The following is a 25,374-nucleotide window of genomic DNA, read 5'->3' as shown; positions in this document are numbered from 1 at the left end:
GTACCCGGCCGTCCGACCAAGCTGGAGAGACCCATGCGTGTGAGAAGAGTCCTCACGGCCCTCGCCCTGTCCGTCCTGTCCCTGCTGGGCGCCCTGCTCGCGATCGCCGCCTCGGCCGCCCCGCCCGCCGCGGCGGCCGAGACGGCACTGGTGGTCGCGGGGCAACCGAGCGAACCGGGCGGCCCCTCGACCGCGACCTGCCCGGCCGGCACCCACCTGACCGGCGGCGGCTACCGGCTCCAGCCGGACGCGGACGGCCCGGTGCGCGCCGACGGCCCCACCGACGACGCCCGGGGGTGGAGCGCGCAGGCGGAGCGGGGCCGGGTGGTGGCCTTCGCGATCTGCGAGACCGAGGACTGACCCCGGCCGCCCCCGCCGCCCCCGGCTGATTCCGGTCTAGCGCAGGCGGACCCGGTGGCCGCTCAGGTGGTGCAGCACCTGGTGGTTGGCCTCCCAGCCGTCCGGGAACGCCACCGGGACACCCAGCTGCACCGGCTCGGTGGCCGGGTGCTCGTCCAGCAGCTCGGCGATCCCGGCCCGGGCCACCACGATGCAGGCGTGCCGGTGCCGGGATGCGAGCACGCAGAGCCGGCCGGTCTCCAGGTGGAAGGCGGTCGCGTCGGGGCGCCCGGACAGCGGGTGCAGCACCACGGTCACGTCGTACTCACGGCCCTGCAGACGGTTGGCGGTGTCCACCGTGACGGCCGGGCCGGCCGCGCCGTCCACCGGAACACCCTCCTTGAGCAGCGCCGCGCGCACGGCCGCCGCCTGGTCCCGGTGGGCGGTGCCGACGGCGACCCGGTCCGCGGTCAGCGGGGCCCCGCCCTGCTCGGAGTGGGCGGTCAGCCCCCGCTCCAGCAGCCGGCGGACGGTGGCCGCGACGGCCGCCACGGCCTGCGGGTCGGTCCGTACGGTGTGCCGGGCGGGCAGCTCCAGCAGGGCCCAGCCGTGCTCGGCGGCCCGGTCGATCACCGCGTCCAGGGCCGATCCGTCCGGGCGCACCGCGGCCGTCAGCCGGCGGTCGTCCGGACCGGTGCCGGAGCGGAACGGCGTGTACGGGTAGAAGGCCCGCGAGATCAGCGGCGCGGCGCTGGCGGGAAGCCGCCAGGAGACCGGCAGCCGGTGCGGCTCGATCTCCGGGTTGTGCGCCAGCATGGTGACCACCGCGCTGCCGGACGGGTCGTACGACAGCCCGGCCCACTGCTCGGTGCCGACGACCGTGAACGGGTCCAACTGGCCCGGGTCGCCGACGAACAGCGCCCGTTCGAACAGCCGGGCCACCGCGAGCAGGGCGTCCGAGCGCATCTGGTACGCCTCGTCGACGATCGCGTGCCGCCACGGGGCCTCGGCCCGCACCCACTGCCACTTGGCCGAGGTGGAGATCACCACGTCGTGCTCGACCAGGTCGGCGACCTTGTCGGAGGGCGTCACGTTGGCGTGCTTCAGCACCTCCGGGCCCGGCCGGGAGTCCGCGGCGTGCAGCCGGCCGATCGTCAACTCCGGTGCCTTCTCGGCCAGTCGGCCGACCAGGTCGTCCACCTGCCCGTTGGTCTGGGCGACGATCATCAGCCGCTCGCCGGCCTCGACCAGCTCGCGCGCGGCCCGCACCACCAGCGTCGACTTCCCGGCGCCGGGCGGCGAGTCCACCACCACGCCGCGCGGAGCGCCGACCGGCGGACGGACGGTGGCCGCCAGGATCCGGGCCACCGCGGCGTCGGCGGCCGCACCCGGGGCCTGCTCGGGGGTCATCGGACGGTTCACTCCCACTCCTCGGAGACGGACGGGGCGGGCACGGGGGCGGCACCGGGCGGGCCGCCGTGGGTCCAGGGGGTGTCGTCCGGCTCGGGCAGCGGCGCGGACTGGCGAGCCGTCAACTCGAACAGGGTGAAGGTGACCTGGTCGCCGGGCTCGGGCAGACTGCCCGGCTCCGGCTCCTTCCGGCGGCCCATGCCGGAGAGCACCCGCACCGTGATGGTGCCCCCGGCCGCGTCCACCCCGACGATCTCCGCCTTCTGCGCGGACGGGCCGTGCACCCTGTGCACCTCCCGGCCGAGGTCCGCGTGCGGGCGGTCGACAGTGTGCACGGTGACCAGCGGACGCGGCTTGGGGGAGCGGCCGGTGGTGTCCCAGTCCGGCACCACCTCCGTCACCACGCCGCTGAACGCCTCACCGGCCAGCCGGTGCTCGGCCATCGCCAGCGGGTCGTCCAACGCCTCCTGGACGTCGAGGCGGGTCTGCTCGCGCTCGCGCTGGGCGAGCTTGCGGGCGGCGGTGACGGCGTCGTCCTGCCGGGGCTGCGGCGGCTCACCGGCCGCCAGCCGGTCCCGGTGGCCGGTGTAGGACCAGCGGTCGCCCGTCCAGCGCTCCTCCAGGTGACCGGCCGGCGGGAGTCCGCGCAGCAGGTCCAGGCCCTGCCAGACGTCCCGCCAGGTGGGCAGCAGGACGGCCGTCAGCACCTCCTCCAGCGCCGCCACCGCGGCCCGCACGGCGGCCCGGGCACGGGCGGCCGCGGCCTCGTCGCGCTGCTCGGTGCTGTGCTGCAGGGCGCTCACGGCGGAGTCGTAGCGGGTGATCGCCGGGGCGAGCACCGACTCGTCGAAGCGGGGATCGGTGGCCGGGCCGGCCGGCGGGTGCAGCAGCTGCCCCCGGTCGTCCCGGGCGGACTCGGCCAGCTCGGCCGCCTGCGCGCCGCTCAGACCGGGCGGCGGGCGGTGCCAGGCGAGCCGGGCCGCCAGGTGCTGGTCCTCCAGGTGGCTCTGGCCGGTCGCCCAGTGCCGGGCCAGCAGGCCGGTCATCGGCAGCAGCAGCGAGGAACCGGGCACCTGCGCGCGGTCGGTGAGGTGGGTCAGCCAGCGGCCGAGCAGCGGCACCCGGACCGGCGCCGGGTACGGGCCCGGCTCCTCGTCCTCGGCGGTGCGGCGGAAGCGGGTCGAGCGGCCGATCAGGGCGAGGTGGTGCACGCCCGCGCCGTTCGGCACGATCAGCTGCGGGGCGTCCGCGCACAGCTCGCGGAACACCTGGGTCTTCTCGCCGGTCTCCGGGTCCTTCTCGGAACCCTCGATCTGCTCGACGTCCTCGGCGAAGGACTCCAGGTACGGCAGCAGGTCGGCGGCCAGCTCGGCCAGGAAGTCGAACCGCAGGGTGCGGTTCAGCGGCTGGGGCACCAGGTGCAGCCGCGGCGCGTCCCGGTCGGTGCCGAGCAGCACCGCGAGCGGCGCGCCCGCCTCGCCGGCGGCGGTCAGCGGGACCAGCACCATCGGGCGGTCGGACAGGTGCCGGTGCCGCACGGTGGCCAGCGGCTCGGCCCGGCCGCTGCGCACGGCCTCCAGCCGGGCGAGGGTGGTCAGGAGACTCATGCGCCCGCCTCGCTGTGCTCGGCGGGGGCATTCGCCCACGCGCACCTGTTGATGATGAGCTCGCTGCGCTCGCTCATGCTTCCGCTCCCAGCACCGTCGTGCCCAGGGCGGCCGTTCCCAGGGCCTCGGCGCGCAGGGCGGCCGCGTAGGCCAGGCGTTCGGCGGCGTCGTCCGCGTCGTCCAGGTCCCCGCTCTTGGTGCCGGCGGCGGCCAGTGCCCCGGCGACCGTACGGATGCTGCCCAGCTCGCCGCGCACGCCCCGGCCGAGCTGCTCGACCCGGTCGTCGCAGCGGGCCCGGGCACGGCAGTGGAAGCCGAGCTCGCAGGTGGAGAGGCAGTCCGGGCTGTACGCGGCGGGCACCGCCTCGACCGAGGCGGCCAGCTGCTCGGCGCTCCGGGCCGGCGCGCCGGCCTCGTCCGCGGCCAGGTCGAAGTCGGCGCCGGGCGGCAGCACCTCCAGCAGCCGGCCGATGCCGGTCAGCCGGCTCAGCTGGCGCCGGGTGACGGCCAGTTCGCGCCGGACGTCCACGGCGACCGCGGTCGGCCGGTTGCCGAAGTCCTTCGGGCAGACCAGCAGCACGCTGGTGCGCGGGCTGCCCGGCAGCCGCTGCTCGGTGTACGGGTCCTCGGCGAGCGGCTGCCCGGCCGCGGTGGCGGCGGCGTGCTGGAGCGCGAGCACGTACACGGCGGCCTGCCGGGCGGCGGCACCGACCTTGGCCGGGTCCGCGGTGCCGTCCAGCACCGGGAAGGACTTGATCTCCACCACGGTGCACCGTCCGTCGTGCACCACCAGCGCGTCCGGCTCCAGGTAGGCGGTGCTGCCGGCCACCTCCAGGCGCAGCATCGGGTGGTCCAGCAGCGTCCAGGCCTCCGGGTCGGCGGCGGCCCGGGCCAGTGCCTCGGCCGTCCGGTCGGCGCGCACGGCCGGCCCGGAGCGGTGCAGCAGGTCCGGCACCAGGAGCGGGGTGTGGCCCTCCGCCGGGACGCCCAGGTGGTGGCGGAGCGGCTCCAGCAGCGGGGCGTAGCCGTCGGCCTTCAGCCGTGACTCGAAGATCACGCCGCGGGCGATGGCGAAGGGGGACTGGCCGAAGGGGGCCGGGCGGCCGAGCCGGGCCGCCAGCGCGGACTTGTCCACCCCGGCCGCGTCGAGCACGGCGCGGCGGTGGCAGCCCGGATTGGCGGCGAGCGCGGCGAGGGAGCGGGCGTTCAGACTGCGCTGCGGGGCCGGACCGCGCAGCTCCGCGAGCCGCGCTGCGAGCGGCTCAGCGGGACCGCCGGGCGGCACGTTCGTCGAGACGTTCATGGTGCGGCCCAGTGTCGCATCCGGGTCCGACAACGCGGTGCGGACCGGCCGTTGGCGGAGGTGCCGGCGGCGGTCACCGGCCGCTGGGTCCGGCCGGCGGTCCCGTCCCGCCGGGGCGCCCGCCGGGACGGGCCCCGGGATCGTGGCCGCCGCCCGGGTGGGGGATCATGGAGCCCGGTGCTCAATGGTGAGACCGACCGTTGCCACCGCCCCTGTCGCTAGGAGCCCTCATGCCCGCCCGCATCGTGCTGGTCCGCCACGGCGAGACCGAGTGGTCCGCCACCGGCCGCCACACCGGCCGCACCGACATCCCGCTGACCGAGGAGGGCCGGGCGATGGCCAGGGCCCTCGGCGCCCGCCTCGCCAAGGCCCCCTGGAACGGGCTGCCGGACGCGCTCGTCTACACCAGCCCGCTCGGCCGGGCCAAGGAGACCTGCGAGCTGGCCGGCTTCGGCGACCGCGCGGTGGAGCGCCCCGAGCTCATGGAGTGGGACTACGGCGCGTACGAGGGCCGCACCGGCGCGGACATCCGGGCCACCGACCACCCCGGCTGGCTGATCTGGCGCGACGGGGTGCCCGGCGGCGAGAAGCTCTCCGAGGTGGCCGCCCGGGTGGACGCCTTCCTGGCGGGCCTCAACGAGGAGCACGGCGTCCCGGCACCGGACACCACCGTGATGCACTGCGCCGACCGGGACGTCGTCCTGTTCGCCCACGGCCACCTGCTGCGCATCCTCACCGCCCGCTGGCTGGGCCTGCCGCCCGAGTACGCCCAGCGGTTCAAGCTCGGCACGGCCGCGCTTTGCGTGCTGTCCTGGGAGTACGGCGCTCCGGCGGTGGAGGTCTGGAACGACCTGTCCCACCTGGAGGGCCCGGCCGCCGGGCACTGACCCCGGCCCCGTGGTCCGTCGGCGGGTTCCCGGGGCAGCTCCGGGACCCGCCGCGTCCCCGGCGCCCGGCGCGGTGGGGCTCAGGCCGCCGCCCGGTCGTAGTCGGTCAGGAACCGGCGCACCTCGGGCACCGCGACGTGCGGCCGCAGCCGCCCGGCGGTGTCCGCGAGCATGCTGCGGATCCGGGCCGAGCGGACGGCGCCGAACAGCGCGACGGCCGCCGAGCCGTGGTGCGCCGCGCCCGCGAGGTCCCCGCGGCCGAGCCGGTCGTGGGCCAGTTCGGCGGTGTAGAGCACCCGGTTGCGGACGAAGTGCGGTTTCTGGAGCGCTATCGCCAGCCCGGCCTGCTCGCTGGCGCGGTCCCAGTCGCCGAGCGCCGACCAGCACTGCGACTGGAGGCCGGCGATCTCGGCCTCGCCGAAGAAGGACATCCACTCCGGGTCCCGCTCGCCGGGCCCGCTGTCGAACAGGGAGTACGCCCGGCCGAGCGCCCGCTCGCAGGAGAGGCGGTCCTGGAGCAGCGCCCAGGCGCCGGCCTCGCGCATGGCCAGCAGCGCGAGCAGCCGTTCGGAGCCCAGGCCCCGGGCGGCGACCTGCCCGGCCTGGGCGGCGCGCAGCGCCTCGCGCGGGCGTCCGGCGTCCCGGGCGAGGAAGGCGCTGTTGCAGAAGACGTGCGCCTCCAGGGCGGGGTCGGCGGCCATCCGGGCGGTGGCGAGCGCCTCGGAGTAGAACGACCGGGCGTCCGCGAGCCGGTTCGAGTCGTGCGCCAACCAGCCGACGGAGATGGCGAGTTCGCCCGCCCCGGCCTGGAGCCGGCGTTCCGTCTCGGGGCTGTACTCGCACTCGTTGAGCAGGACGTACGCGTTGCGCAGCGACTGCCCGGCGAGCTCGTAGAGGGCGTCGGCGCCGTGCGCGTCGTCGGCCAGCCGGATGTCCCGGACGGCCTGTTCGACGCCGAGCACCTCGGTGGCGCCGACCCGGCGCAGCGGCGCCACCGGCCCGGGCCGGCCGGGCACCAGCGGGTCACCGCCGAGCAGTGAGGGCGCGGTGAACTCCGCGCCGGGGAAGGCGCCTTGACCGGTGAGCGCACCGGAGGCGCCGTCGGTGCCGACCGGTCGGCCGGCGGCCGCGGCCGGTCGGTCGATGCCGATCACGGCGGCCAGCGCGGTGGTGCCGCCGGCCAGGAACGTACGGCGACGCACGTCGTCGTTCTCCTCGTCGAGGTTGGGCGATCCATCGGGCCCCCGGGGCACCGTCCCGGGACTCGGCCGGGCGAGCCCGTGCGGAGCGGCTGGATCCGCGTACGGCGAGGCAGCGTACGGGAGTTGAGTGGAGAGTGGTGAGCGCGGGGCGGGCAGGGGCGGGAACGGCGGGTGGAGCGGAGGGGGTTGGTTCCGTCCGCCGGGTCCGTTCGCCGGGCGGCGGCGGACGGAGGTCCGGGGGGCGAAGCCGAGGTCGGTGAGCGTGCGGTCCGGCCACATGTGCCGGAACACCCGCTCGTAGGCGTAGTTGGGGCAGCGGATCTCACCGGACTCGACCCGCCCGACGTAGCGGGCGTCGCAGGACACGTGCTCCCCGATCTCGCGGGCGGCCCGGCGGACGGCCGTGGCGAACTCGCCGGGTGAGCGGTCGCCGCGCAGTGCGCGCATCACGGTGTTGGGGGACGGTCGGTTCGGCTCGGCCGGTGGGGTGGCTGCCATGGCGCAGAGAGTACTCGGAGTCACCGTTCGGGCACATTGGGTTTGCAGGACATGTGCTGGCAACCCAGGGCAAAAAGGGCGAAGTTGCGGGATATCTGCCATGAAATGCCATGCCTTGCTGTAATGCGCCCCGTGGCCCGCGGTACGGCCGCCGCGTTGTCCTGGTGCGAGGAGAAGCCCATGCCGTCGCCCGGCCCGTCCCAGCCCGGCGGCCCTCCCAACGGCTGTGCTTCCGGACCCGACGAGGTACAGGAGTGCCCATGATGGCCACCGGACTGCCGCGGTACCGACCCCTCCCTGGGGGAGTGCTCGCCGGTGCGGCGCCCGCCCTGCTCCCCGAACCCTCCGAGGACCGGGCCTCCGCCCCGGGACGGATCGAGGGCGGCCGCGTTTCCCGCGGCGGCATCCGACGCGAGCGCACCGCCCCCGACGAGGGCGCCCTCGTCACCGCCTGCGACACCGTGACCGTCGCCCTGCGGCACGGCCTGGAGGCCGTCGACATCCTGAGACTGCGCCGCGCCTGCGGGGCCGTCCTGCAGAGCCGCAACGGCAGCACCGTCTCCTTCCTCGTCCCGGCCGGCACCTGGGAGACCTGGCACCTGCCCGGCAGCTCCTGTACCGCGGGCGCCCTGGTGCCCGCAGCCGCCGACCCGCGCTGGGTGATCCCGCCCTCCGGCGCCGGCCGCACCGCGCGTCACACCGACGCCTGGGTGCTCCGCTCCGCCCTCTGCGAGGCCGCCTGCACGCTCACCGCCGGCGGCCTCGGCCCGTTCTAGCGGGCGTTCCGCGCGGATCCCGCCGGGCCCGCGAGCCTCCGGCCGGGCCCCCGCGGCACGCCCCGGACCAGGGACCGTCCCGCCCGGGCGGCGATAATGGCCGCCATGGGACGAAGCAGCAGAGCCGCGCGCGGCCCGGAGCCGGCAGCCACCACCGGACCGGGCGGACGCACCCACGCCCAGGGGCCGCTCAGCCGTCCCGTCGGCTCGGGGCTCGCCGAACTGCGCCCCGACCGCGACCGGCCCGCCGCCTGGTCACTGCTGATCGACGGCGCCCCGCAGTCCCTGGTCGACCTCGCCGACCCGACCCGCCTCGGCTTCGAGTACCAGCGCCGGCTCGGCCACCTGATCGACCTGGTCGCCCCGCCCGGCCGCCCGCTCACCGTCCTGCACCTCGGCGGCGGCGCCCTCACCCTGGCCCGCTACACCGCCGCGACCCGGCCGCGCTCCCGCCAGCAGGTCGCCGAGATCGACACCGCGCTCACCGAACTCGTCCGCGCCGAACTGCCGCTGGAGCGCGGCTGGCAGATCAAGGTGCGCGGAGCGGACGCCCGCGGCGTGCTGGAACGCACCCCCGAGGGCAGCGTCGACCTGGTGATCACCGACGTCTTCTCCGGCGCCCGCACCCCGGCCCACTGCACCACCGTCGAATTCACCACCCTCGCCGCCCGGGCCCTCGCCCCCGGCGGCTGGTACACCGCCAACATCGCCGACGGCGGGGCCCTGCCCTTCGCCCGCTCCCAGGTCGCCACCCTCGCCGCGGTCTTCCCCGAACTGTGCCTGATCGCCGACCCCGCCGTGCTGCGCGGCAAGCGCTTCGGCAACCTCGTCCTGGCCGCCGCCCACACGCCGCTCCCGATCGCCGACCTGACCCGCCGCGCCGCCTCCGACTCGGCCCACGCCCGGGTGGAACACGGCCGCGCCCTCACCGACTTCGCCGCCGGTGCCGTTCCGGCGACGGACGCCACGGCGGCCCCGTCGCCGGAACCGCCGCCCGGGGTGTTCCGTTGACGACGGGCGTCCGGCAGGGGCCGCCCGTCCCGGACGGCCCGCCGTAAAAGCGCTGGCGGACGACCGGACCGCGGCCGACAATGGCGCCGTCGTCCGGCCGCCGGCCGTCCGGAACGCGCGTGCGCACATGCCCGAGGAGGCGCCATGGAGATCAGACCGGCCAGGCCGGAGGAGGCCGGGCTGCTCACCGGCATCGCGCTGCGCTCCAAGGCGTACTGGGGTTACGACGAGGCGTTCATGGCCGCCTGCCGGGCGGAGCTGGCCGTGGACGCCGGTGTGATCGAAGGGTCGGCCACGGTGGTGGCCGAGGACGCCGGGCGGCTGCTGGGGTTCGTCTCGGTCTCCGGCGCGCCGCCCACCGGGTCACTGGACCTGCTCTTCGTCGAGCCCGAGGCGATCGGCCGGGGCGTCGGCCGCGCGCTGTTCGAGCGTGCCCGGGGGATGGCCGCGGAGCTGGGCCTGCGCCGGCTCACCATCGACTCCGACCCGAACGCCGAGCCGTTCTACCTCGCGATGGGCGCCACCCGGGTCGGCAGCGTCCCGTCCGGCTCGATCCCGGGGCGTGAACTCCCGCAGCTGGTCCTGGACCCGGCCGCGCCGTAGCGGAGGTGCGAGCGCGGGGGAGGCGCCCAGGGCGCCTGGGCCTGTTCCTGTGCCCGCGTCCGCTCAGTGGCCGCGCGGCAGTCCGCGGTGCTTCCACATGGCCGCCCCGGTGAGCAGCAGTCCGGCGGCGATGGGGGCGAGGACGGCGGTCGCGGTGGCGGAGCCGTCACCGGAGGCGGCCGCCGCGACGGTGTCGGCGACGGCCACCTCCTCGGGTGTCCCGCCGGGGCGGGCTCCGGCGGAATCCGCGGGGCCCGCCGTCCCGCCGGGCGCGGTGGCGGGCCCGGCCTCGTCCGCGGTGGTGGCCGCCGCCTCCCGGACCGGTGGTTCCGAGGTGGCCGCGCGCTGCCGGGGCACGGTGGACAGGGTGGTGCCGGCGTGGCGTCCGGCGGCGGTCGGCTCCTCGGGCCCGCCCTCGCGGGAGGTGCGGGGGCCGTCCGGCCGGGCCCGGCCGGGGACGGTGCCGAGCAGACCGGAGGCGAGCGCGAAGGCGTCGGGGACGGCCGCCCGCTGGCCGGGCAGGGGCAGTCCGCCGGCCCGGATGCGTTCCTGGAGGGTGTCGCCGGCCGCTCCGGCGACTCCGTCGATCCCACCGGCCGGTCCGTCGCCGGCCGGCTCCCCGGTGGGCCCGGGGGAGCGGTCCGGCGGTCGGTCCGCCGACGGACCGGACCCGACGGGGCGTTCGGCTGACTGCCCGTCGAGGGCGGGTCCGTCGAGCACCGGCCGGTCGAGGGAGGGTGTGAGGTTCGGCGTACGGCGGACGGCGGGCCGGGCCGGGTCCGGCAGCGGGTCGGCGGCGGCCGCGCACGCCCCGGGGGCGCCGAAGCCCCAGAGCTGTGCGAGCAGGGCCCCGGCGGCCGCGAGAACCCGGGGGCGGGGCAGCCGCCGGGCGAACCCGCGGTGGGCTCCGGCGACGCCGCGGGGGGCGGGTTCCTGGGGCTTGGTCGCGTGATTGGCTCGCACGTGAATCGAGAACGAGCGGCCGGGTGGTGAGGTCACGCCCGCTGTCACGGACAGTCATCGTGCGGGTGGCCCCGGGGCCGGTGTTCCCGGGGCCACCGACCGCGTGGCGGTCAGGAGTTGGGGCGCAGGGTCCAGGTGACCGTCATCACGCCAGTGACGGCGCCGTCGGCGCGGGTGATCTCGACGGTGACCGGGAACTCGGGGCGGCCGCCGGCGTCCAGCTCGGCGACGACCTCGGCGGCCGGGCGGCCGAGCACGGCGGTGGCGGTGACCTCGCCCATGGCGAGCTTCTTGTACGCGATCTCGGCGTTCACGGCGAGCGGCACGGCCCGGGACAGCTGGTCGCCGAAGGCGGCGAGCACGATGCAGCCGCTGGCGGACTCGGCCAGGGTGAACATCGCGCCGGCGTGCGGGCCGCCGACGTGGTTGTGGTACGCGGGCTGGTCCGGGAGCCGGAGCACGGCGCGCTCCGGGGTGGTCTCCAGGTACTCCAGCTTGAGGGTGCGCGCCATCGGCACGGTGTCGTCGAGCAGCTTGCCGATCTGGGGAGTGGTCATGGCGACGATGTTACTAGCCAGTAGCTTCCGGCGGCAGGGGGTGGGCGGAAAGCCGGCCCGACGGGCGTGTGAGGGAGCGCACATCCGGGCGGGGGCGTGCAGTTGAGGCCGTGCACGCCTGAGGGAACGCGAAAACGCCTGAGGGGCCGATCTCTTGAAGAGATCGGCCCCTCAGGCTCTGGGGTGAGTGACGGGACTCGAACCCGCGGCCACCTGGACCACAACCAGGTGCTCTACCAACTGAGCTACACCCACCATCTGTCCGGTCCGTTCCCGCTCTCGCGTTCCCGTTCCGACAGGAAGAACTCTACAGGATCCGAGAGGGTGCTCGCGCCAGGGTTTCCTTCCGGCGGACGCGGGCACCCTCCCCGACCCTCCGACGGGGTCCGCCGGGCGGTTCCCGGTGGCTCCTGGGGGTTTCCGGCCGGGCGCTCCCGGCGGGTGGTTCCGGGCCGGGCGCTCCCGGCGGGGCCGCGGGGGAGACCCGCGGCCCGGGCTCAGCTCGCCGGGGCCCGGTACTTCGCGGCGATCGCCCGCGCGGTGTCGGCGTCCGGGCCGGGCTGCGGGACGAACACCGCCTCGCGGTAGTACCGCAGTTCGTCGATGCTCTCCCGGATGTCGGCGAGCGCCCGGTGGTTGCCGCCCTTCGGCGGGCTGTTGTAGTACGCCTTCGGGTACCAGCGCCGGGCCAGCTCCTTGATCGAGGAGACGTCCACGATCCGGTAGTGCAGGTGCTTCTCCAGGGCCGGCATGTCCCGGGCCAGGAAGCCGCGGTCGGTGGCCACCGAGTTGCCGCACAGCGGGGTCTTCCCGGCCTCCGGCACGTGCTCGCGCACGTAGGCGAGCACCCGCGCCTCGGCCTCGGCCAGGGTCACGCCCTGCTCCAGCTCCTCCAGCAGCCCGGAGGAGGTGTGCATCTCGCGCACCACCTCGGGCATGTTCGCCAGCGCCTCCGCCGGCGGCCGGATGATGACGTCCACACCCTCGCCGAGGATGTTCAGCTCGGAGTCCGTCACCAGCACCGCGACCTCGACCAGGGCGTCCTGGTCGAGGTCGAGGCCGGTCATCTCACAGTCGATCCATACCAAACGGTCATTCACACAACTCACCCTACGGCGCGATCACGCGCCGCGGGGACCGGTGGAGCCGAGCGGGGTGCCTCGGTTCGGTGCTCCTCCGGCCCGTCGTGCGTGCCGGGGCCGTCCGGGTGCTCGCCGTCCCGGCCGGCCCGGACCGGGTGGCCGTCCCGTCCGGTCCGGACCTCGCGCGCCGGTCGGGCGCCCTCGGCCGCGGGCCGGCCGGCCTGGCCGCGGACCTGCGGAGCCCGGGCCTGGCGACCGCGGAGCTCACCCGGGGCGGAGCCCGGCTGTCCGGGCTGGGCCGGCATCCGTCCGGTGGCCGCACCGTGCCCGCGCCCGGCCGAACCGGGCTCGTCCGCGGGCCGCTCGGCCGCGCTCCGGTGCCCCTGGCCGGGGCCGCGCACCCCCGGCTGGGGGGCGCCGTCCTCCGCCGCCGCGTGCTCGGCGGTGCGCGACGGACGCCCGGTTCCCGCCCCCGCCCCCGGCCCTGCCTGCGGCGGGACCACCGGCCCCCGCAGCGGACCGCGCCCGGCCGCACCCTGCTGCCCGGGGTGCGACTGCTGCGAGGCCTGCTGGTGCGGGTACGGCTGACCGGCGCGGGCGTGGAAGGCCGGACCGGCCGGCGTCCCGACCTGGCCGGGGCCGAAGCCGCCGGGCTGGCCGTGCCCGATCTGCTGGCCGTGCGGCACCGGCTGTCCGTGCTGGCCGACCGGCACCGGCGCCCCCGGACCGGCCGGGAACGGCTGCGCCGCCGGCCCCCCGTGCGCCCCGCCGAACGGACCGCCCGCCGGAGCGACCGCGCCCGCCGGGTGCGGCAGCGCTCCGGACAGCCGCAGGTCGCCGAGCACCCCGGTCGGGGTGGGCGGCTGCTGACCGGGGCGACGCGCCCGGTAGCCGGTCCGGTACGCGGCCGGGGAGACCCCGAGCTGGCGGCGGAAGTGCCCGCGCAGCGCCACCGGTGAACGGAACCCGCACCGGCGCGCGACGTCGTCCACCGACAGCTCCGAGGTCTCCAGCAGCCGCTGCGCCTGGAGCACCCGCTGGGTGATCAGCCACTGCAGCGGCGCACTGCCGGTGAGCGTGCGGAACCGCCGGTCGAAGGTGCGCCGGCTCATGTACGCGCGAGCCGCCAGCACCTCGACGTCGAACTGCTGGTTGAGGTTCTCCAGCGCCCAGGTGACCACCTCGGCCAGCGGGTCGTTGCCGATCTCCTCAGGTAAAGACTGATCGATGTACTGGGCCTGTCCTCCGCCGCCGCGGCGGCTCGGCACCACCAGGCGGCGGGCCAGCGCGTTGGCCGCCTCGGCGCCGTGGTCGCTGCGCACCACGTGCAGGCAGAGGTCGATGCCGGCGGCGGTGCCGGCCGAGGTGAGCACGTCACCGTCGTCGACGAAGAGCTCGCGCGGGTCGACGTGGACCCGCGGGTAGCGCTTGGCCAGCGTCGGCGCGTACATCCAGTGGGTGGTCGCCGGGCGGCCGTCGAGCAGTCCGGCGGCGGCCAGGACGAAGGCGCCGGTGCACAGTCCGATGATCCGGGCGCCCTCGTGGTGGGCCTTGCGCAGGGCGGTGATCGCCTCGACCGGCGGGGGCTGGGAGATCGAGCGCCAGGCCGGGACGACGATCGTGCCGGCCCGGGCGAGCGCCTCGAGTCCGTACGGCGCGGAGAGGGTCAGGCCGCCGGTGGTGGCCAGCGGGCCCTCCTCCCCGGCGCAGACCAGCAGGCGGTAGCGGGGCACTCCGGCGTCCTGGCGGTCCACGCCGAAGACGGAGAGCGGGATGGAGCTCTCGAAGATCGGGGCGCCGCCGAAGATCAGCACCGCGACGGTCTCCCGCCGGCGGCGGCCGGACAGCTTGCGGGGGGCGGAGACCGTCACCGGGGTCGGGGCGCCGTTCGCGCCGGGCCCGCCGTGGCCCAGCGGGCCGTGGCCGGAGCCGGCGCCGAGTGCGAGGCCGCCGAGCGGGCCGCCGCCCGGCCCGGGGGCTGAGACCTGGGCGCCGTTCGGCCCCGGGGTGCCGTAGCCGGGGTGGCCCGCATGGCCCGCATGGCCGAGGTGGCCGCCGTAGCCCGGGTGGCCGGAATGGGCGGGGTGTCCGGGGTGTCCCGGGTGGCTGGAATGGCCCGGGTGCTCACCGCCGTAGGACGGGCCGGGACTGACGGACCCTCGGCTGACGGGCTGTCCGTAGGCCGGTCCGCCGAAGGCCGGCTGGGCGCCGTAGGAGGGCTGGCCTCCGTAGGGCGCCGCCGCGCCGTGGTCGGTGACGGCCGGTACCGCGCCGGGGCCGACGCCGCTGCCCGCCCCGGAGGAGGGCACTGCGGGGTACGAGGAGTGCGAGGCGGCGCCCGGAGTGCCGGAGGTGCGGGTGGTGGCGGCGATCGCGGCGGTGCCGGTGCTTCTCGCGGGCCGACCCGCGCTGCCGGCTGCCCCCTGGCCGCTGTCAGGACCCGCGTCGCTCCTGCTCACCCTGCTCAAGGCGCTCAAGCCCCCTCGGTGGTGTGGTGTGGGTGGTGCGGCACTGCTGGCCAAGATCGAAATCTATCGGGTGGACCATTGCCGTTGTGACAAGTTCACCATCCGACGCTATGTCGACATGGCAATTTGGCGTGATGCATTCGATCACGAAGCGTGGCACCCGTCGACCTTTCTGGGAAGAGGGCCGGGGCAACGGTGGCTGGTTGTCGAGGGGCGGTTCCTGGGGCGCCCCGCTCCGGTGCGCCCGGCCGGCAGGTCTGGGCTGCGGATTTGCCCAAGCGGGAGGGACCGGCGCGAAATTGACCGAAAATCGGCGGTGCACGAGGGGGCGCACGGGGAGAAGTCGTGCGCCTCCCAGGCTTCATCCGGCCAAGCCTGGAACGGCGGAACCGGGAACCGGACCGCCGGGTTACGGTCCAGCCGTGAACACCGAGAGCCGGCTCGAACGGGCCAACGACAACGCCGCCGCCTTCTGGCTCGCCCAAGCCCGCGTCCACGGCTGGCGGTCCCATTCCCGACCCGGGCTGACCGGGGCCCGGTGCGCCCGGACCCCGGACGACGCCCACCGCATCGTGGTGACCCGCCCCTACGACGAACCAGCCGCCATGGAGCGGGAGTTGGCGAAGCTGATGGCGGACTGGTCGACCATACGCTGCACCGTGGAGGACCCGTACGACAAGCTGGACCTCTCCGGCATCGGGGCCACCCGGATGCCGATCATGCTGGTGATGGCCCGGGAGCCCGGCCCGGTCGAGGGCGCCACCACCGTCCTGCCCGCGGTCTCGGAGACGCACGGAGGAGGCGTCCTGACGGTCGATGAGGCGCGGGACGGCGACAGCTTCGCGCTGGTCGAACGGGCGATCGTGGAGGGCTTCCCGCTGCCCGCCCGGCAGCCCTGGGTCCGGGGCGAAGCCCTCCCGGAACGGCTGCTGGACGTACCCGGCTGGCGGGCCTGGCTCGGCCGGGTCGACGGCGCGGTGGCCGGCGCCTGCCTCACCTACGACGACGGCCGGGCCACCGGCGTGTACTGGGTCACCACCCTGCCCGACCGGCGCGGACAGGGGGTGGCCCGCGCCGTCCTCGGGACCGCCCTGACCCATGCCCACCCGGACCGCCCGGCCACCCTGGTCGCCACCTCGGCCGGCGAACCGCTCTACCGCAAGCTCGGGTTCGTCGAGCTGGCCCGGACCTGTTGGTGGACCCGCACCTCGGCGGAGCCGGTGGGGTCCGTGGGGTAGCCGAGGTCAGTGGGACAGGTGGTGCGGATGAGGGTGGCAGTACAGAAGGAGTAGGGGGTGTGGATGGTGCTGGGGGTGCCATCGGTGCAGGTGGGGAGGGAGTCGCGGATGGGGCAGGAGTTGCGGGTGGGGTGACGGGGCGCTGGGGCGGGGCGTCGGCGCTTGTGCCGGCGTGAAGGGGTGGGGCGGAGGGGTGGGGCGGGAGGTGTCCGGGCGTTACCGGGCGGCCGCCCCCGCGGGGGGTGCGGCGGCGAAGGCGGTCCGGGCGTGGGCGGGGGTGGCGGCGTCGGCCCGGGCGGCCGGGGCGGTGGCCGGGGTGGCCGGGGTGGCCGGGGTCGCACCCGGCGCGGGGCGGGAGCCGTCGGCGGCGGCAGGACCGGACCTGCGACCTGCCCGGACCCCGGAGACCGCTCCGGTTTCCATGCGGGACTCGGCGATCACGGCAAACCCGTCGGATCGGTTTCGGACACCGGGCCCACCCATGGGCGCGGGTTCGCCGACTGCCCCAGCCGTTGCGGGAACGGGTGCGCCCGGGTCCTCCGCGGCGGTCACCCCGTGACGTGCGCCGGACCGCGCGCCGACCGGCGCCGTCGCGTGCACCGGCATCCCCGCCGCCTTCCTGAGCGGTCCGCCGGAGCGGACGCCCGGCCGGGGCGAGGGCGCGTTCCGCGCGGCGAGGACCTGGCCGACGGCCTCCGGCAGACCGGACGCCTTCAGCGTCGGCCGGTAGCCGTTCTCCGCCCACGGCCGGCCGTGGTGCAGCCAGACGCTGCGCAGCCCGGTGAGTTCGGCGCCGGCGATGTCGGCGGGCGCGTGGTCCCCGATCATCCAGGTGTGCTCGGCCCAGTCCCCGGTGGGTGCGATGCCGCACCGCTGGGCGGCCATCTCGAAGATCAGCGGATCCGGCTTGACGCAGTCCGCCTCCTCGGAGATGACCCAGCCGTCGACCAGCGGGCCCAGTCCGGTCCGTCGGATCTTCTCCAACTGCGGCCGGGTGCCGCCGTTGCTGACGATCCCGAGCGTCCACCCGGCCGCCCGGGCCGCCCGCAGCGCCTCGATGTGCCGGGGCGGACAGTGGATGTGGGAGTTGATGCCGCGTCGGTAGTGGGCGATGAGGAAGTCGGCGGAGACGTCCAGCCCGTAGCGGCGCCGGACCGCCGACAGTACGGTGCTGCGCGGCACGTAGCCGCCGCCGTCGAGGGTGACGAACCAGTCGACGTCGCCCGGGGGGAGATCGTGTTCGGACAGGAGGTCCTGAGCCCAGGCACGGTAGGCGGCGTCCCGGGGCAGCAGGGTGTTGTCGAGGTCGAACAGGAGCAGGGGCATGCCAAGCATGGTGCCAGCGGGCGCGCCTATGCAGATGGCAAATGCCAGACGCCGTCGCGAAGCCGTACGGAGTGGCTGAAACGGCCTCCGCACCCCCGTGGCGGGCGGTGAGGCGCGTGGTGGACGGGGTGGTCGGGGCAGGTAGGGGTCACGGTTCGCGACGCGCCGCAACGGATCGTCGCCGATCCATGACAGTCCGGTCACGGTGTCCCGTGGGCCTGTTGCGCGGCCCGGTCCGCTCAGTCAAGCTCCAGGGAACCTCCTTTCCGGAGGGGGCGCGATCGCCTGTGGGCGGGGCGCACTGCCTCGGCGGGCGCATCCCCCTTTCGCGGGAACAACGTCGCTCCGGGGCCTCCTCGCTGGGCGGTGCCCCAAGCCCGTCGTACTCTGAAAGGAACAGGTCACATACGGTGCTGCGCGGCGCAGACCGACGTCATGCCGTGGGCGGGCCTGCTGCCCGGGCAGCGTTGTTCTCCTCTCCTGTCGGCCCCTCTCCATCGAAGAGCCGTGAGCCATGGCTGGTTTTGAGCCTCCCCGACCGGTTGAACCGGACACGTCCCGCAGCGTGGGCCCGGCCGGTGGCCCTGTCCCCGATCGCCCCGACGGCCGGGCCGAGGTCCGTGCCGACCGGTGCGGCGACGACGGTCGTGATCACCGCTGCGGCCGCCTCGGTGGCGACCACGAGGATCGCGGCTGCCACGAGGGTCATGGCGACCACGAGGGTCGTGGCGACCACGAGGGTCGTGGCGACCACGAGGGCCGTGGCGACCACGAGGATTGCGGCTGCCACGAGGGTCATGGCGACCACGAGGGTCGTGGCGACCACGAGGGCCGTGGTGACAGCGGAGGCCGTGAGAGCCGTGGGAGTTGTGAGGGCAGCGGCGACCGCGAGCGCCAGGACGGTGACGCTCGCCGGGACGACCGCGCGGACGGGCCCGACGGCGAACGCGCCGACGGGCACGCCGGTGCCCCGCGCCGAGTCCCGGGCGCACGGGGGGACCGCGAACGCGCCGATGCCGCAGAGGGATTCGGCGGTCCCGAGGCGGCCGGAGTCCGTCCGGCCCGGCCTGCCGACGAGGTGCGGCCGACGGAACCGGACGAACCAGCCCCGGGGCACGACGGCTCGCCCGGCCTCGCGCGCGCCCTACGCGGGCTCGCCCGTCGGGGAAGCCTTGCCCGCCGTGACCGTCCAGGGCCCCGCCAGCGGCGTGGCGAGCCCCCGGCCGACCCCGCAGGGGTCCCGGTGACGGGCCGCCTGGGCCCGGGGGCCGAGCGGCCGGAGGCGGACCCGGGTGGGGCCGGCTCACCGGGCGGGCATGCCGAGCCGTCCGGGCAGGACACCCCGGCGCCGTCCCTCGACCCGGTGTTCCAGCACGGTGTGGTGGTGGGCTTCGACGGCTCACTGTCGAGCGAGCGTGCCCTTGCCTACGCCGTCGGCATGGCGCGCCGCTCGCAGTGCGGGCTGGTGATCGTGCACGTCGCCAACCGCCTGCCCGCGACGGTCTGGGCGGGCTGCGAGCCGCCCGTCTTCGTCGACCTCCCCGACCATCGGACCGAGGTCCTCGGGCTGGAGCTCGCCTGCGCGGACTTCCTCACCGGGGTGCCGTGGATCCTGGTCGAGCGCGGCGGGGACATCTGCCACGAGATCGAGGAGGTCGGCCGTGAGTACGCCGCCGACGCGATCGTCGTCGGCACGACGCACGGCCTGCTCGGCAAGATCTTCGGCTCGGTCTCCGGACGGCTGGCGCGGCGGGCCAACCGCCCGGTGATCGTGATCCCCTGAGGCCATGTTCCTGCGGCTCCTCCCGAAGCCGTCGCGAGGTCGCCTCCTGATGCCTCCTCTGCCCTCGGGCTCCCCAACTGTCGTTGTGGAGCCGCACATTGAGTGATGTGTCGGCCGGGTGCGGCGCCGGATCAGGAGGCGACCATCAGGAAACGGTCGTCACGAGCCGATGCCGAGCTCCCGGGCGATGAGCATGCGCTGGACCTCGGACGTGCCCTCCCCGATTTCCAGGATCTTGCAGTCGCGCCAGAAGCGGGCGACCGGGAATTCGTTCATGAAGCCGTACCCGCCGTGGATCTGGGTCGCCTCGCGGGCGTTGTCGACGGCGGCCTCGGACGAGTACAGCTTCGCGATCGCGGCCTCCTTCTTGAACGGTTCGCCGTGCAGCAGCCGGGAAGCGGCGTCCCGCCAGGCCAGGCGGGAGGTGTGGGCGCGCAGCTCCATGTCGGCGAGCTTGAACTGGATGGCCTGGTTGGCGCCGATCGGCCGGCCGAAGGCCCGGCGCTCGCCGGCGTACTTCACGGACTCGTCGACGCAGCCCTGGGCCAGGCCGGTGGCCAGGGCCGCGATCGCGATGCGGCCCTCGTCGAGGATCCGCAGGAACTGGGCGTAGCCTCGGCCGCGCTCGCCCAGCAGGTTGGCCGCGGGGACGCGGCAGTCGGTAAAGGACAGTTCGCGGGTGTCGGATGCGTTCCACCCGACCTTCGAGTACTTCTTCGAGACCTGGAAGCCGGGGGTCCCGGTGGGCACGATGATGGAGGAGATCTCCCGTGCAGGCGAGCGGAATTCGCCCTCTTCACTCGAACGAGCGATCGGTTCGGTGAGTGCGGTGACGGTGACCAGTCCGGTGATGTCGGTGCCGGAGTTGGTGATGAAGCACTTGGTCCCGTTGATGACCCACTCGTCGGTGGCCTCGTCGTACCGCGCCGTGGTGCGGGTGGCCCCCGCGTCCGAGCCGCCCTCCGGCTCGGTGAGGCCGAAGGCGCCGAGAAGTTCGCCCGACGTCAGCCGGGGCAGCCACTCGCGCTTCTGCTTCTCGGTGCCGAACCGGTAGACGGGCATCGCGCCGAGGGAGACCGCGGCTTCCAGGGTGATCGCCACGGAGGAGTCGACGCGGGCGAGTTCCTCCAGGGCGAGGCCGAGCGCGAAGTAGTCGCCGCCCATGCCGCCGTACTCCTCCGGGAAGGGCAGGCCGAAGAGCCCCATCCGGCCCATCTCCCGGACGATCTCGTAGGGGAACTCCTCCCGCTCGTAGAACCCGCCGATCTTCGGCGCCACCACGTCCTGGGCGAACTCGGCGACGGTGCGCCGCAGTTCCTCGTACTCGCTGCTGAGCCTGTGGTCGAGCATGGTGATCCTCCTGGCGCCCGGCCGGGTCGGCCGCGGACGTGAACGGGTCGTCGGCGCCGTCGGACGGTGTGACGGTCGCACGGTGTGATTGAGGGATGGACTGTCGATCGGTGCGGATGGTGCGCGGCGCCGGCCGCGTGGTGCGGGCGGCCGGCGCCGAGGGAACGGACGGGTCAGCCGCCGGTGGAGCCGAGCAGGGCCTGCACGGTGCGGGACGGGCTCGGGCGGCCCAGCCGCTCGGCCATCCAGCCGCTGGTCGCGACGAGGGAGCGCAGGTCGACACCGGTCCGGATGCCGAGCCCGTGCAGCATCCAGACCAGGTCCTCGGTGGCCAGGTTGCCGGTGGCGCTCTTCGCGTACGGGCAGCCGCCCAGGCCGCCCGCCGAGGCGTCCACCGTGGTGACGCCCTCGCGCAGTGCGGCCAGGGTGTTGCTGAGCGCCTGGCCGTAGGTGTCGTGGAAGTGCACCGCGAGCCGGTCGACCGGGACGCCGGCCCGCGTGAAGCCCGCCAGCAGGGCGGTGACCTGGCCCGGAGTGGCCACCCCGATGGTGTCGCCGAGGCTCAGCTCCGCGCAGCCCAGCTCCAGCAGCCGCACGCCGTACCGGACCACCTGGTCGACCGGGACGGGCCCCTCCCACGGGTCGCCGAAGCACATCGAGAGGTAGCCCCGGACCGCGACCCCGGCCTCGGTGGCCCGGGCCACGACCGGGCGGAACATCTCCATGGCCTCGTCCGCCGAGCGGTTGAGGTTGCGACGGGCGAAGGTATCGGTGGCGCTGGCGAACACCGCGATGTCGGCGGTGCGGTGGGCGAGCGCGCGGTCCAGGCCGCGTTCGTTGGGCACCAGCACCGGCAGCCGCAGGCCGGGGTGGCGTTCCGGCAGGCCGGCGAGCCGGGGGACCAACTCCTCGGCGTCGGCCAGCTGCGGTACCCATTTCGGGTGAACGAAGCTGGTGGCCTCGACGGTGCGCAGCCCGGCGGCGGCGAGCCGGGCGATGAACTCGGCCTTGACCTCGACCGGCACCAGGGACTTCTCGTTCTGCAGGCCGTCGCGCGGTCCGACCTCGTGGATCCGGACCTCCTCGGGCAGCCCGGGGGCGCGGACCGGGTCGGGCAGGCCCAGGTCGAGCGCGTCGGGCTCGCGGGCCGGGGCGGTCACGGCCGCACCGCCGCGGGCTCGGTGGCGGCGGCCGGTCCGGCCGAAGCGTCCGCGGCCGGCGCGTCCTCGGCCGCGGCCTCCTCGACCGGGGTGACCACGGCCAGCAGGTCCTCCATCGCGACGGTGGCCCCGGCGGTGGCCCGCAGTTCGGCCACCACACCGTCGTGTGGTGCGGCGATCACGTGTTCCATCTTCATGGCCTCCAGCACGAGCAGGGGCTGCCCCTTGCGCACCGTCTCGCCCGCCGCGGTCTTGACGACGGTGACGGTGCCGGGCATCGGGGCGGTCAGGGCGCCGTGGTGCGCACCGGCCCCGGCGGTGCTCTCCACGACCGGGTCGTAGGCGTGCAGCGGCCAGGCGTCGCCCTCGACGCCGAGCCAGGTCACCGGTCCGGCGGCGAGGCCGGGGGAGGCGTCGGTGGCCAGCGAGAACGTGGTCCGCAGGCCGTCGACGGCCAGGTGCAGCCGGTCACCGGCCAGGGTCGCGCGGGCCCGGTGCGCCGGGCCCCCGTCGAGCCGGAGCTCCACCTCGCGGGCGGGCCCGGCGGAATTGTCAGTGGCATCGGCTACGTTGCCCGCAGTGATCGAACGGATGCTCACCGCCACCGGGTCCTGGCCGGGGGTTCGGAGTCGGTGGGTGGTCCAGGCGGGGGTGCCGCCCAGGCGCCAGCCGGAGGGGAGGGAGAACGGGTCGGTCCAGCCGTCCGGATCGGCGGGCGGAGTCAGTTCCAGGTGCCGTGCCAGCGCGGCCGCGCAGTAGAGGAGGTGGGTGGGGGTCGGCGTTTCGGCCGGGGTGGTCGCATCCGGGGTGGGCGCGTTCTGGGTGGTCGCGTTCGCGGGGGAGTACGGCGCGGTGAGCAGGGCCGGCTGCTCCTGGGCCGTCCGCTCCACGAGGCCGGTGTCCAGCCGCCCGGCGGCGACGTCGGGGTGTGCGAGCAGTCGGCGCAGGAAGCCGGTGTTGGTGGTGACGCCCAGGATGCGGGTGTCGGCCAGCGCCGCGCGGAGCCGGCGCAGCGCGGTCGGGCGGTCGGGCCCGTACGCGATGACCTTGGCGAGCATGGGGTCGTAGGCGCTGGTGACGACGGTTCCGGGGGCGACTCCGGAGTCGACGCGGATGCCCTCGCCCCGGGGCTCGTCCAGGGTGAGGATGCGGCCGCCGGTGGGCAGGAAGTCCCGTTCCGGGTCCTCGGCGCAGATACGGGCCTCGATGGCGTGGCCCAGGAAGGAGATGTCGGACTGGGTGAAGGAGAGCGACTCGCCGGCGGCGACGCGCACCTGCCACTCGACCAGGTCGAGCCGGGCGGATTCCGCGCCGACCGCGACGGCGAGTTCGGTGACGGGGTGTTCCACCTGGAGACGGGTGTTCATCTCCATGAAGAAGAAGTCCCGCACCCCCTCGGAGGCGGAGGCGGGAGCGTCCGGGTCGATGCCGGGGACGATGAACTCCACGGTGCCGGCGCCGGTGTAGCCGCAGGACTCGGCGGCCCGGACGGCCGCGGCGCCCATCGCGGCGCGGGTCTCGGCGTTGAGGAGAACGGAGGGAGCCTCTTCGATCAGTTTCTGGTGGCGGCGCTGGAGGCTGCACTCGCGCTCGCCGAGGTGGACGGTGGTGCCGTGGGCGTCGGCCAGCACCTGCACCTCGATGTGGCGGGGCCGGTCGACCCAGCGCTCCAGCAGCAGGGTGTCGTCACCGAAAGCGGTGCGGGCGACCCGGCGGGCGGCGGCGATCTCGGTGGGCAGGTCGGCGCTGTCCCGCACGAGCCGCATGCCCTTGCCGCCGCCGCCCGCGGACGGCTTGAGCAGCACCGGGTAGCCGATCTCGTCGGCGGCGGCGACGAGTTCCTCGTCGGAGGGCGCGGTGGCCCGGCTGCCGGGGACGACCGGGACACCGGCGGCCCGGACGGCCTCCTTGGCGTTGATCTTGTCGCCCATCAGCTCGACGGCGCCGGGAGGCGGCCCGATGAAGACGAGGCCCGCGTCGGCGCAGGCGCGGGCGAAGCCCGGGTTCTCGGCGAGGAAGCCGTAGCCGGGGTGGACGGCCTGGGCGCCGGTGCGGCGGGCGGCGGCGAGGATCCGGTCGGTCCGCAGGTAGGTCTCGGCCGCCGAGCTGTCGCTGCGGTCGGCCGGGCCGAGGCGGACCGCGACGTCGGCCTCGCGGACGTGCGGCGCGTCGGCGTCCGCGTCGCTGAACACGGCGACCGAACGGACGCCGAGACGCCGCAGGGTGCGGATCACCCGGAGGGCGATCTCACCGCGGTTGGCGACCAGAACTGTGTCGAACATGGGAGGCGTTCCTCCGGGTCGAGGGGAGCCGTACGTATGAGGTGGCGAGGAGGAGGCGGCGGCGGGTGGCCGGAGCGCCGGCCCGGGTGGGCAGGCGCTCCGGGACGTCACAACCGGAAGGGAGACGTCACAACCGGAAGGGAGGGGTCACGGACCCGGGCACGGCACGAGGAGGGATCACATGCGGAAGACGCCGTAGGGCGCGGGCGGCGCCAGCGGGGCGTTGGCGCAGGCGGTGAGGGCGAGACCGACGGCGGTGCGGGTGTCCATCGGGTCGATCACGCCGTCGTCCCAGAGCCGGGCGGTGGCGTAGTAGGCGTTGCCCTGGCGCTCGTACTGCTCGCGGACGGGGCGCTTGAACTCCTCCTCCGCCTCGGCCGGCCACTGCTCGCCGTGCGCCTCCAGCTGGTCGCGGCGGACGGTCGCGAGGACGGAGGCCGCCTGCTCGCCACCCATCACGGAGATCTTGGCGCCCGGCCACATCCACAGGAAGCGGGGTGAGTAGGCCCGGCCGCACATCGAGTAGTTACCGGCTCCGTACGAGCCGCCGATCACCACGGTCAGCTTCGGGACCCGGGTGCAGGCCACGGCGTTGACCATCTTGGCGCCGTGCTTGGCGATGCCGCCCGCCTCGTACTGCCGGCCGACCATGAACCCGGTGATGTTCTGGAGGAAGAGGAGGGGGATGCCGCGCTGGTCGCACAACTCGATGAAGTGGGCGCCCTTGAGGGCCGACTCGGCGAACAGCACGCCGTTGTTGGCGACGATGCCGACCGGGTGGCCGTGGATCCGCGCGAAGCCGGTGACGAGGGTGGCGCCGTACTCGGCCTTGAACTCGGCGAAGCGGCTGCCGTCCACCAGCCGGGCGATCACCTCGCGGACGTCGTAGGGCGTGCGCGGGTCGACCGGCACGGCACCGTACAGGCCGGCCGGGTCGACGGCCGGCGGCTCGACCGGGGCCAGCGGCCACGGCTTGGCCCCGCGCGGGCCGAGCCCGGCGACGATCGTGCGGACGATGGAGAGGGCGTGGGTGTCGTCCTCGGCCAGGTGGTCCGTCACGCCCGAGGTGCGGGAGTGCAGGTCGCCGCCGCCCAGTTCCTCGGCGGTGACCACCTCGCCGGTGGCGGCCTTCACCAGCGGGGGACCGCCCAGGAAGATCGTGCCCTGGTTGCGGACGATCACGGCCTGGTCGCTCATCGCCGGGACGTACGCGCCGCCGGCCGTGCACGAGCCGAGCACGGCGGCGATCTGAGGGATGCCCGCGGCGGAGAGCCTGGCCTGGTTGTAGAAGATCCGGCCGAAGTGGTCGCGGTCCGGGAAGACCTCGTCCTGCATCGGGAGGAAGGCGCCGCCGGAGTCCACCAGGTAGACGCAGGGCAGCCGGTTCTCCAGCGCCACCTCCTGGGCGCGCAGGTGCTTCTTCACCGTCATCGGCCGGCCGATGTCCGCGATCGGCGGTTAGGACGCGCCCTGGGCGGGCCTGCCGGAGGCCTCGGAGCCTTCGGAGTCCTCGGGGGTCCAGTCGGCGA

Annotated in this window: 19 protein-coding genes, 1 tRNA gene and 2 pseudogenes; 7 read left to right on the top strand and 15 right to left on the bottom strand. The window is 75.4% G+C overall.

Annotated elements, in window-relative coordinates:
• Positions 1-33: 33 nt before the first annotated feature.
• Positions 34-360, top strand: a complete 327-nt coding sequence (locus tag ACWD4P_RS30400; protein ID WP_359821421.1) for a hypothetical protein — start codon at positions 34-36, stop codon at positions 358-360.
• A 36-nt stretch (positions 361-396) separates the two neighbouring features.
• On the opposite strand, the gene ACWD4P_RS30395 is transcribed toward ACWD4P_RS30400, so the two are convergent.
• From ACWD4P_RS30395 to ACWD4P_RS30385, 3 genes are all read right to left on the bottom strand, one after another.
• On the bottom strand, positions 397-1,749 hold the full coding sequence (locus ACWD4P_RS30395; protein ID WP_359821465.1) for an AAA family ATPase: 1,353 nt from the start codon (positions 1,747-1,749) through the stop codon (positions 397-399).
• A gap of 8 nt (positions 1,750-1,757) precedes the next feature.
• Positions 1,758-3,356, bottom strand: a complete 1,599-nt coding sequence (locus ACWD4P_RS30390) for a hypothetical protein (RefSeq protein ID WP_359821418.1) — start codon at positions 3,354-3,356, stop codon at positions 1,758-1,760.
• Between the two features lie 73 nt (positions 3,357-3,429).
• Positions 3,430-4,659, bottom strand: coding sequence for a hypothetical protein (locus ACWD4P_RS30385; RefSeq protein ID WP_449781854.1), 1,230 nt, complete (start codon positions 4,657-4,659; stop codon positions 3,430-3,432).
• Between the two features lie 230 nt (positions 4,660-4,889).
• Here ACWD4P_RS30385 and ACWD4P_RS30380 point away from each other — a divergent pair, with 230 nt between their 5' ends.
• Entirely contained in the window at positions 4,890-5,546 is a 657-nt protein-coding gene (locus ACWD4P_RS30380; RefSeq protein ID WP_359821414.1) for a histidine phosphatase family protein, read from the top strand.
• 80 nt (positions 5,547-5,626) lie between these two features.
• Here ACWD4P_RS30380 and ACWD4P_RS30375 read toward each other — a convergent pair whose 3' ends face one another.
• Positions 5,627-7,246 (bottom strand): tetratricopeptide repeat protein, encoded by a 1,620-nt coding sequence (locus ACWD4P_RS30375; RefSeq protein ID WP_449781853.1) that lies wholly within the window; start codon positions 7,244-7,246, stop codon positions 5,627-5,629.
• 260 nt (positions 7,247-7,506) lie between these two features.
• On the opposite strand from ACWD4P_RS30375, the gene ACWD4P_RS30370 reads away from it, so the two are divergent.
• The 3 genes from ACWD4P_RS30370 (at position 7,507) to ACWD4P_RS30360 (ending at position 9,636) form a co-directional block, all read left to right on the top strand.
• Positions 7,507-8,022 carry a hypothetical protein gene (locus ACWD4P_RS30370; protein ID WP_359821409.1) on the top strand — a complete coding sequence of 172 codons (516 nt, stop codon included), beginning with the start codon at positions 7,507-7,509 and terminating at the stop codon, positions 8,020-8,022.
• 105 nt (positions 8,023-8,127) lie between these two features.
• Entirely contained in the window at positions 8,128-9,033 is a 906-nt protein-coding gene (locus tag ACWD4P_RS30365) for a spermidine synthase (protein ID WP_449781852.1), read from the top strand.
• Between the two features lie 144 nt (positions 9,034-9,177).
• Entirely contained in the window at positions 9,178-9,636 is a 459-nt protein-coding gene (locus tag ACWD4P_RS30360) for a GNAT family N-acetyltransferase (protein WP_449781851.1), read from the top strand.
• A 63-nt stretch (positions 9,637-9,699) separates the two neighbouring features.
• Here the strand turns inward: ACWD4P_RS30360 and ACWD4P_RS30355 are convergent, their stop codons facing one another.
• The 5 genes and pseudogenes from ACWD4P_RS30355 to ACWD4P_RS30335 all read right to left on the bottom strand — a co-directional run.
• A complete protein-coding gene (locus tag ACWD4P_RS30355) occupies positions 9,700-10,599 on the bottom strand; it encodes a hypothetical protein (protein WP_449781850.1) in 900 nt (299 codons plus the stop codon).
• 110 nt (positions 10,600-10,709) lie between these two features.
• Complete coding sequence (locus ACWD4P_RS30350; RefSeq protein ID WP_359821398.1) at positions 10,710-11,156, bottom strand: DUF4442 domain-containing protein; 447 nt, start codon at positions 11,154-11,156, stop codon at positions 10,710-10,712.
• A 179-nt stretch (positions 11,157-11,335) separates the two neighbouring features.
• Positions 11,336-11,411: transfer RNA gene (locus tag ACWD4P_RS30345), tRNA-His, on the bottom strand.
• A 242-nt stretch (positions 11,412-11,653) separates the two neighbouring features.
• Positions 11,654-12,256 (bottom strand): oligoribonuclease, encoded by a 603-nt coding sequence (gene orn, locus ACWD4P_RS30340; protein WP_359821395.1) that lies wholly within the window; start codon positions 12,254-12,256, stop codon positions 11,654-11,656.
• An 847-nt stretch (positions 12,257-13,103) separates the two neighbouring features.
• A pseudogene (locus tag ACWD4P_RS30335) lies at positions 13,104-14,109 on the bottom strand (helix-turn-helix domain-containing protein); the annotation flags it as partial.
• Positions 14,110-15,128: 1,019 nt separating this feature from the next.
• Between ACWD4P_RS30335 and ACWD4P_RS30330 the strand changes: the two are divergent.
• A complete protein-coding gene (locus ACWD4P_RS30330; RefSeq protein WP_359828592.1) occupies positions 15,129-15,944 on the top strand; it encodes a GNAT family N-acetyltransferase in 816 nt (271 codons plus the stop codon).
• Positions 15,945-16,160: 216 nt separating this feature from the next.
• Here ACWD4P_RS30330 and ACWD4P_RS30325 read toward each other — a convergent pair whose 3' ends face one another.
• Both ACWD4P_RS30325 and ACWD4P_RS30320 read right to left on the bottom strand, forming a co-directional pair.
• The gene (locus ACWD4P_RS30325; protein ID WP_449781849.1) at positions 16,161-17,270 is read right to left on the bottom strand and encodes an HAD family hydrolase; all 1,110 of its coding nucleotides are present in this window, start codon (positions 17,268-17,270) and stop codon (positions 16,161-16,163) included.
• A 433-nt stretch (positions 17,271-17,703) separates the two neighbouring features.
• Positions 17,704-18,231, bottom strand: a complete 528-nt coding sequence (locus ACWD4P_RS30320; protein WP_449781848.1) for a hypothetical protein — start codon at positions 18,229-18,231, stop codon at positions 17,704-17,706.
• Between the two features lie 282 nt (positions 18,232-18,513).
• Here ACWD4P_RS30320 and ACWD4P_RS30315 point away from each other — a divergent pair, with 282 nt between their 5' ends.
• Positions 18,514-19,053 (top strand): universal stress protein, encoded by a 540-nt coding sequence (locus ACWD4P_RS30315; protein ID WP_449781847.1) that lies wholly within the window; start codon positions 18,514-18,516, stop codon positions 19,051-19,053.
• Positions 19,054-19,212: 159 nt separating this feature from the next.
• Here the strand turns inward: ACWD4P_RS30315 and ACWD4P_RS30310 are convergent, their stop codons facing one another.
• From ACWD4P_RS30310 to ACWD4P_RS30295, 4 genes and pseudogenes are all read right to left on the bottom strand, one after another.
• Complete coding sequence (locus tag ACWD4P_RS30310) at positions 19,213-20,403, bottom strand: acyl-CoA dehydrogenase family protein (RefSeq protein WP_449781846.1); 1,191 nt, start codon at positions 20,401-20,403, stop codon at positions 19,213-19,215.
• A gap of 173 nt (positions 20,404-20,576) precedes the next feature.
• A complete protein-coding gene (locus ACWD4P_RS30305) occupies positions 20,577-21,563 on the bottom strand; it encodes a hydroxymethylglutaryl-CoA lyase (protein WP_449781845.1) in 987 nt (328 codons plus the stop codon).
• A complete protein-coding gene (locus tag ACWD4P_RS30300) occupies positions 21,560-23,845 on the bottom strand; it encodes an acetyl/propionyl/methylcrotonyl-CoA carboxylase subunit alpha (RefSeq protein WP_449781844.1) in 2,286 nt (761 codons plus the stop codon). Before ACWD4P_RS30300 ends, ACWD4P_RS30305 begins: the two co-directional genes overlap by 4 nt.
• A gap of 177 nt (positions 23,846-24,022) precedes the next feature.
• A pseudogene (locus ACWD4P_RS30295) lies at positions 24,023-25,279 on the bottom strand (carboxyl transferase domain-containing protein); the annotation flags it as partial.
• Positions 25,280-25,374 lie beyond the last annotated feature (95 nt).

The sequence above is a fragment of the Kitasatospora sp. NPDC002543 genome (genome assembly GCF_053594915.1).
The sequence above is the reverse complement of the archived record's forward strand: the minus strand, read 5'-3'. Positions and strand labels throughout refer to the sequence as shown.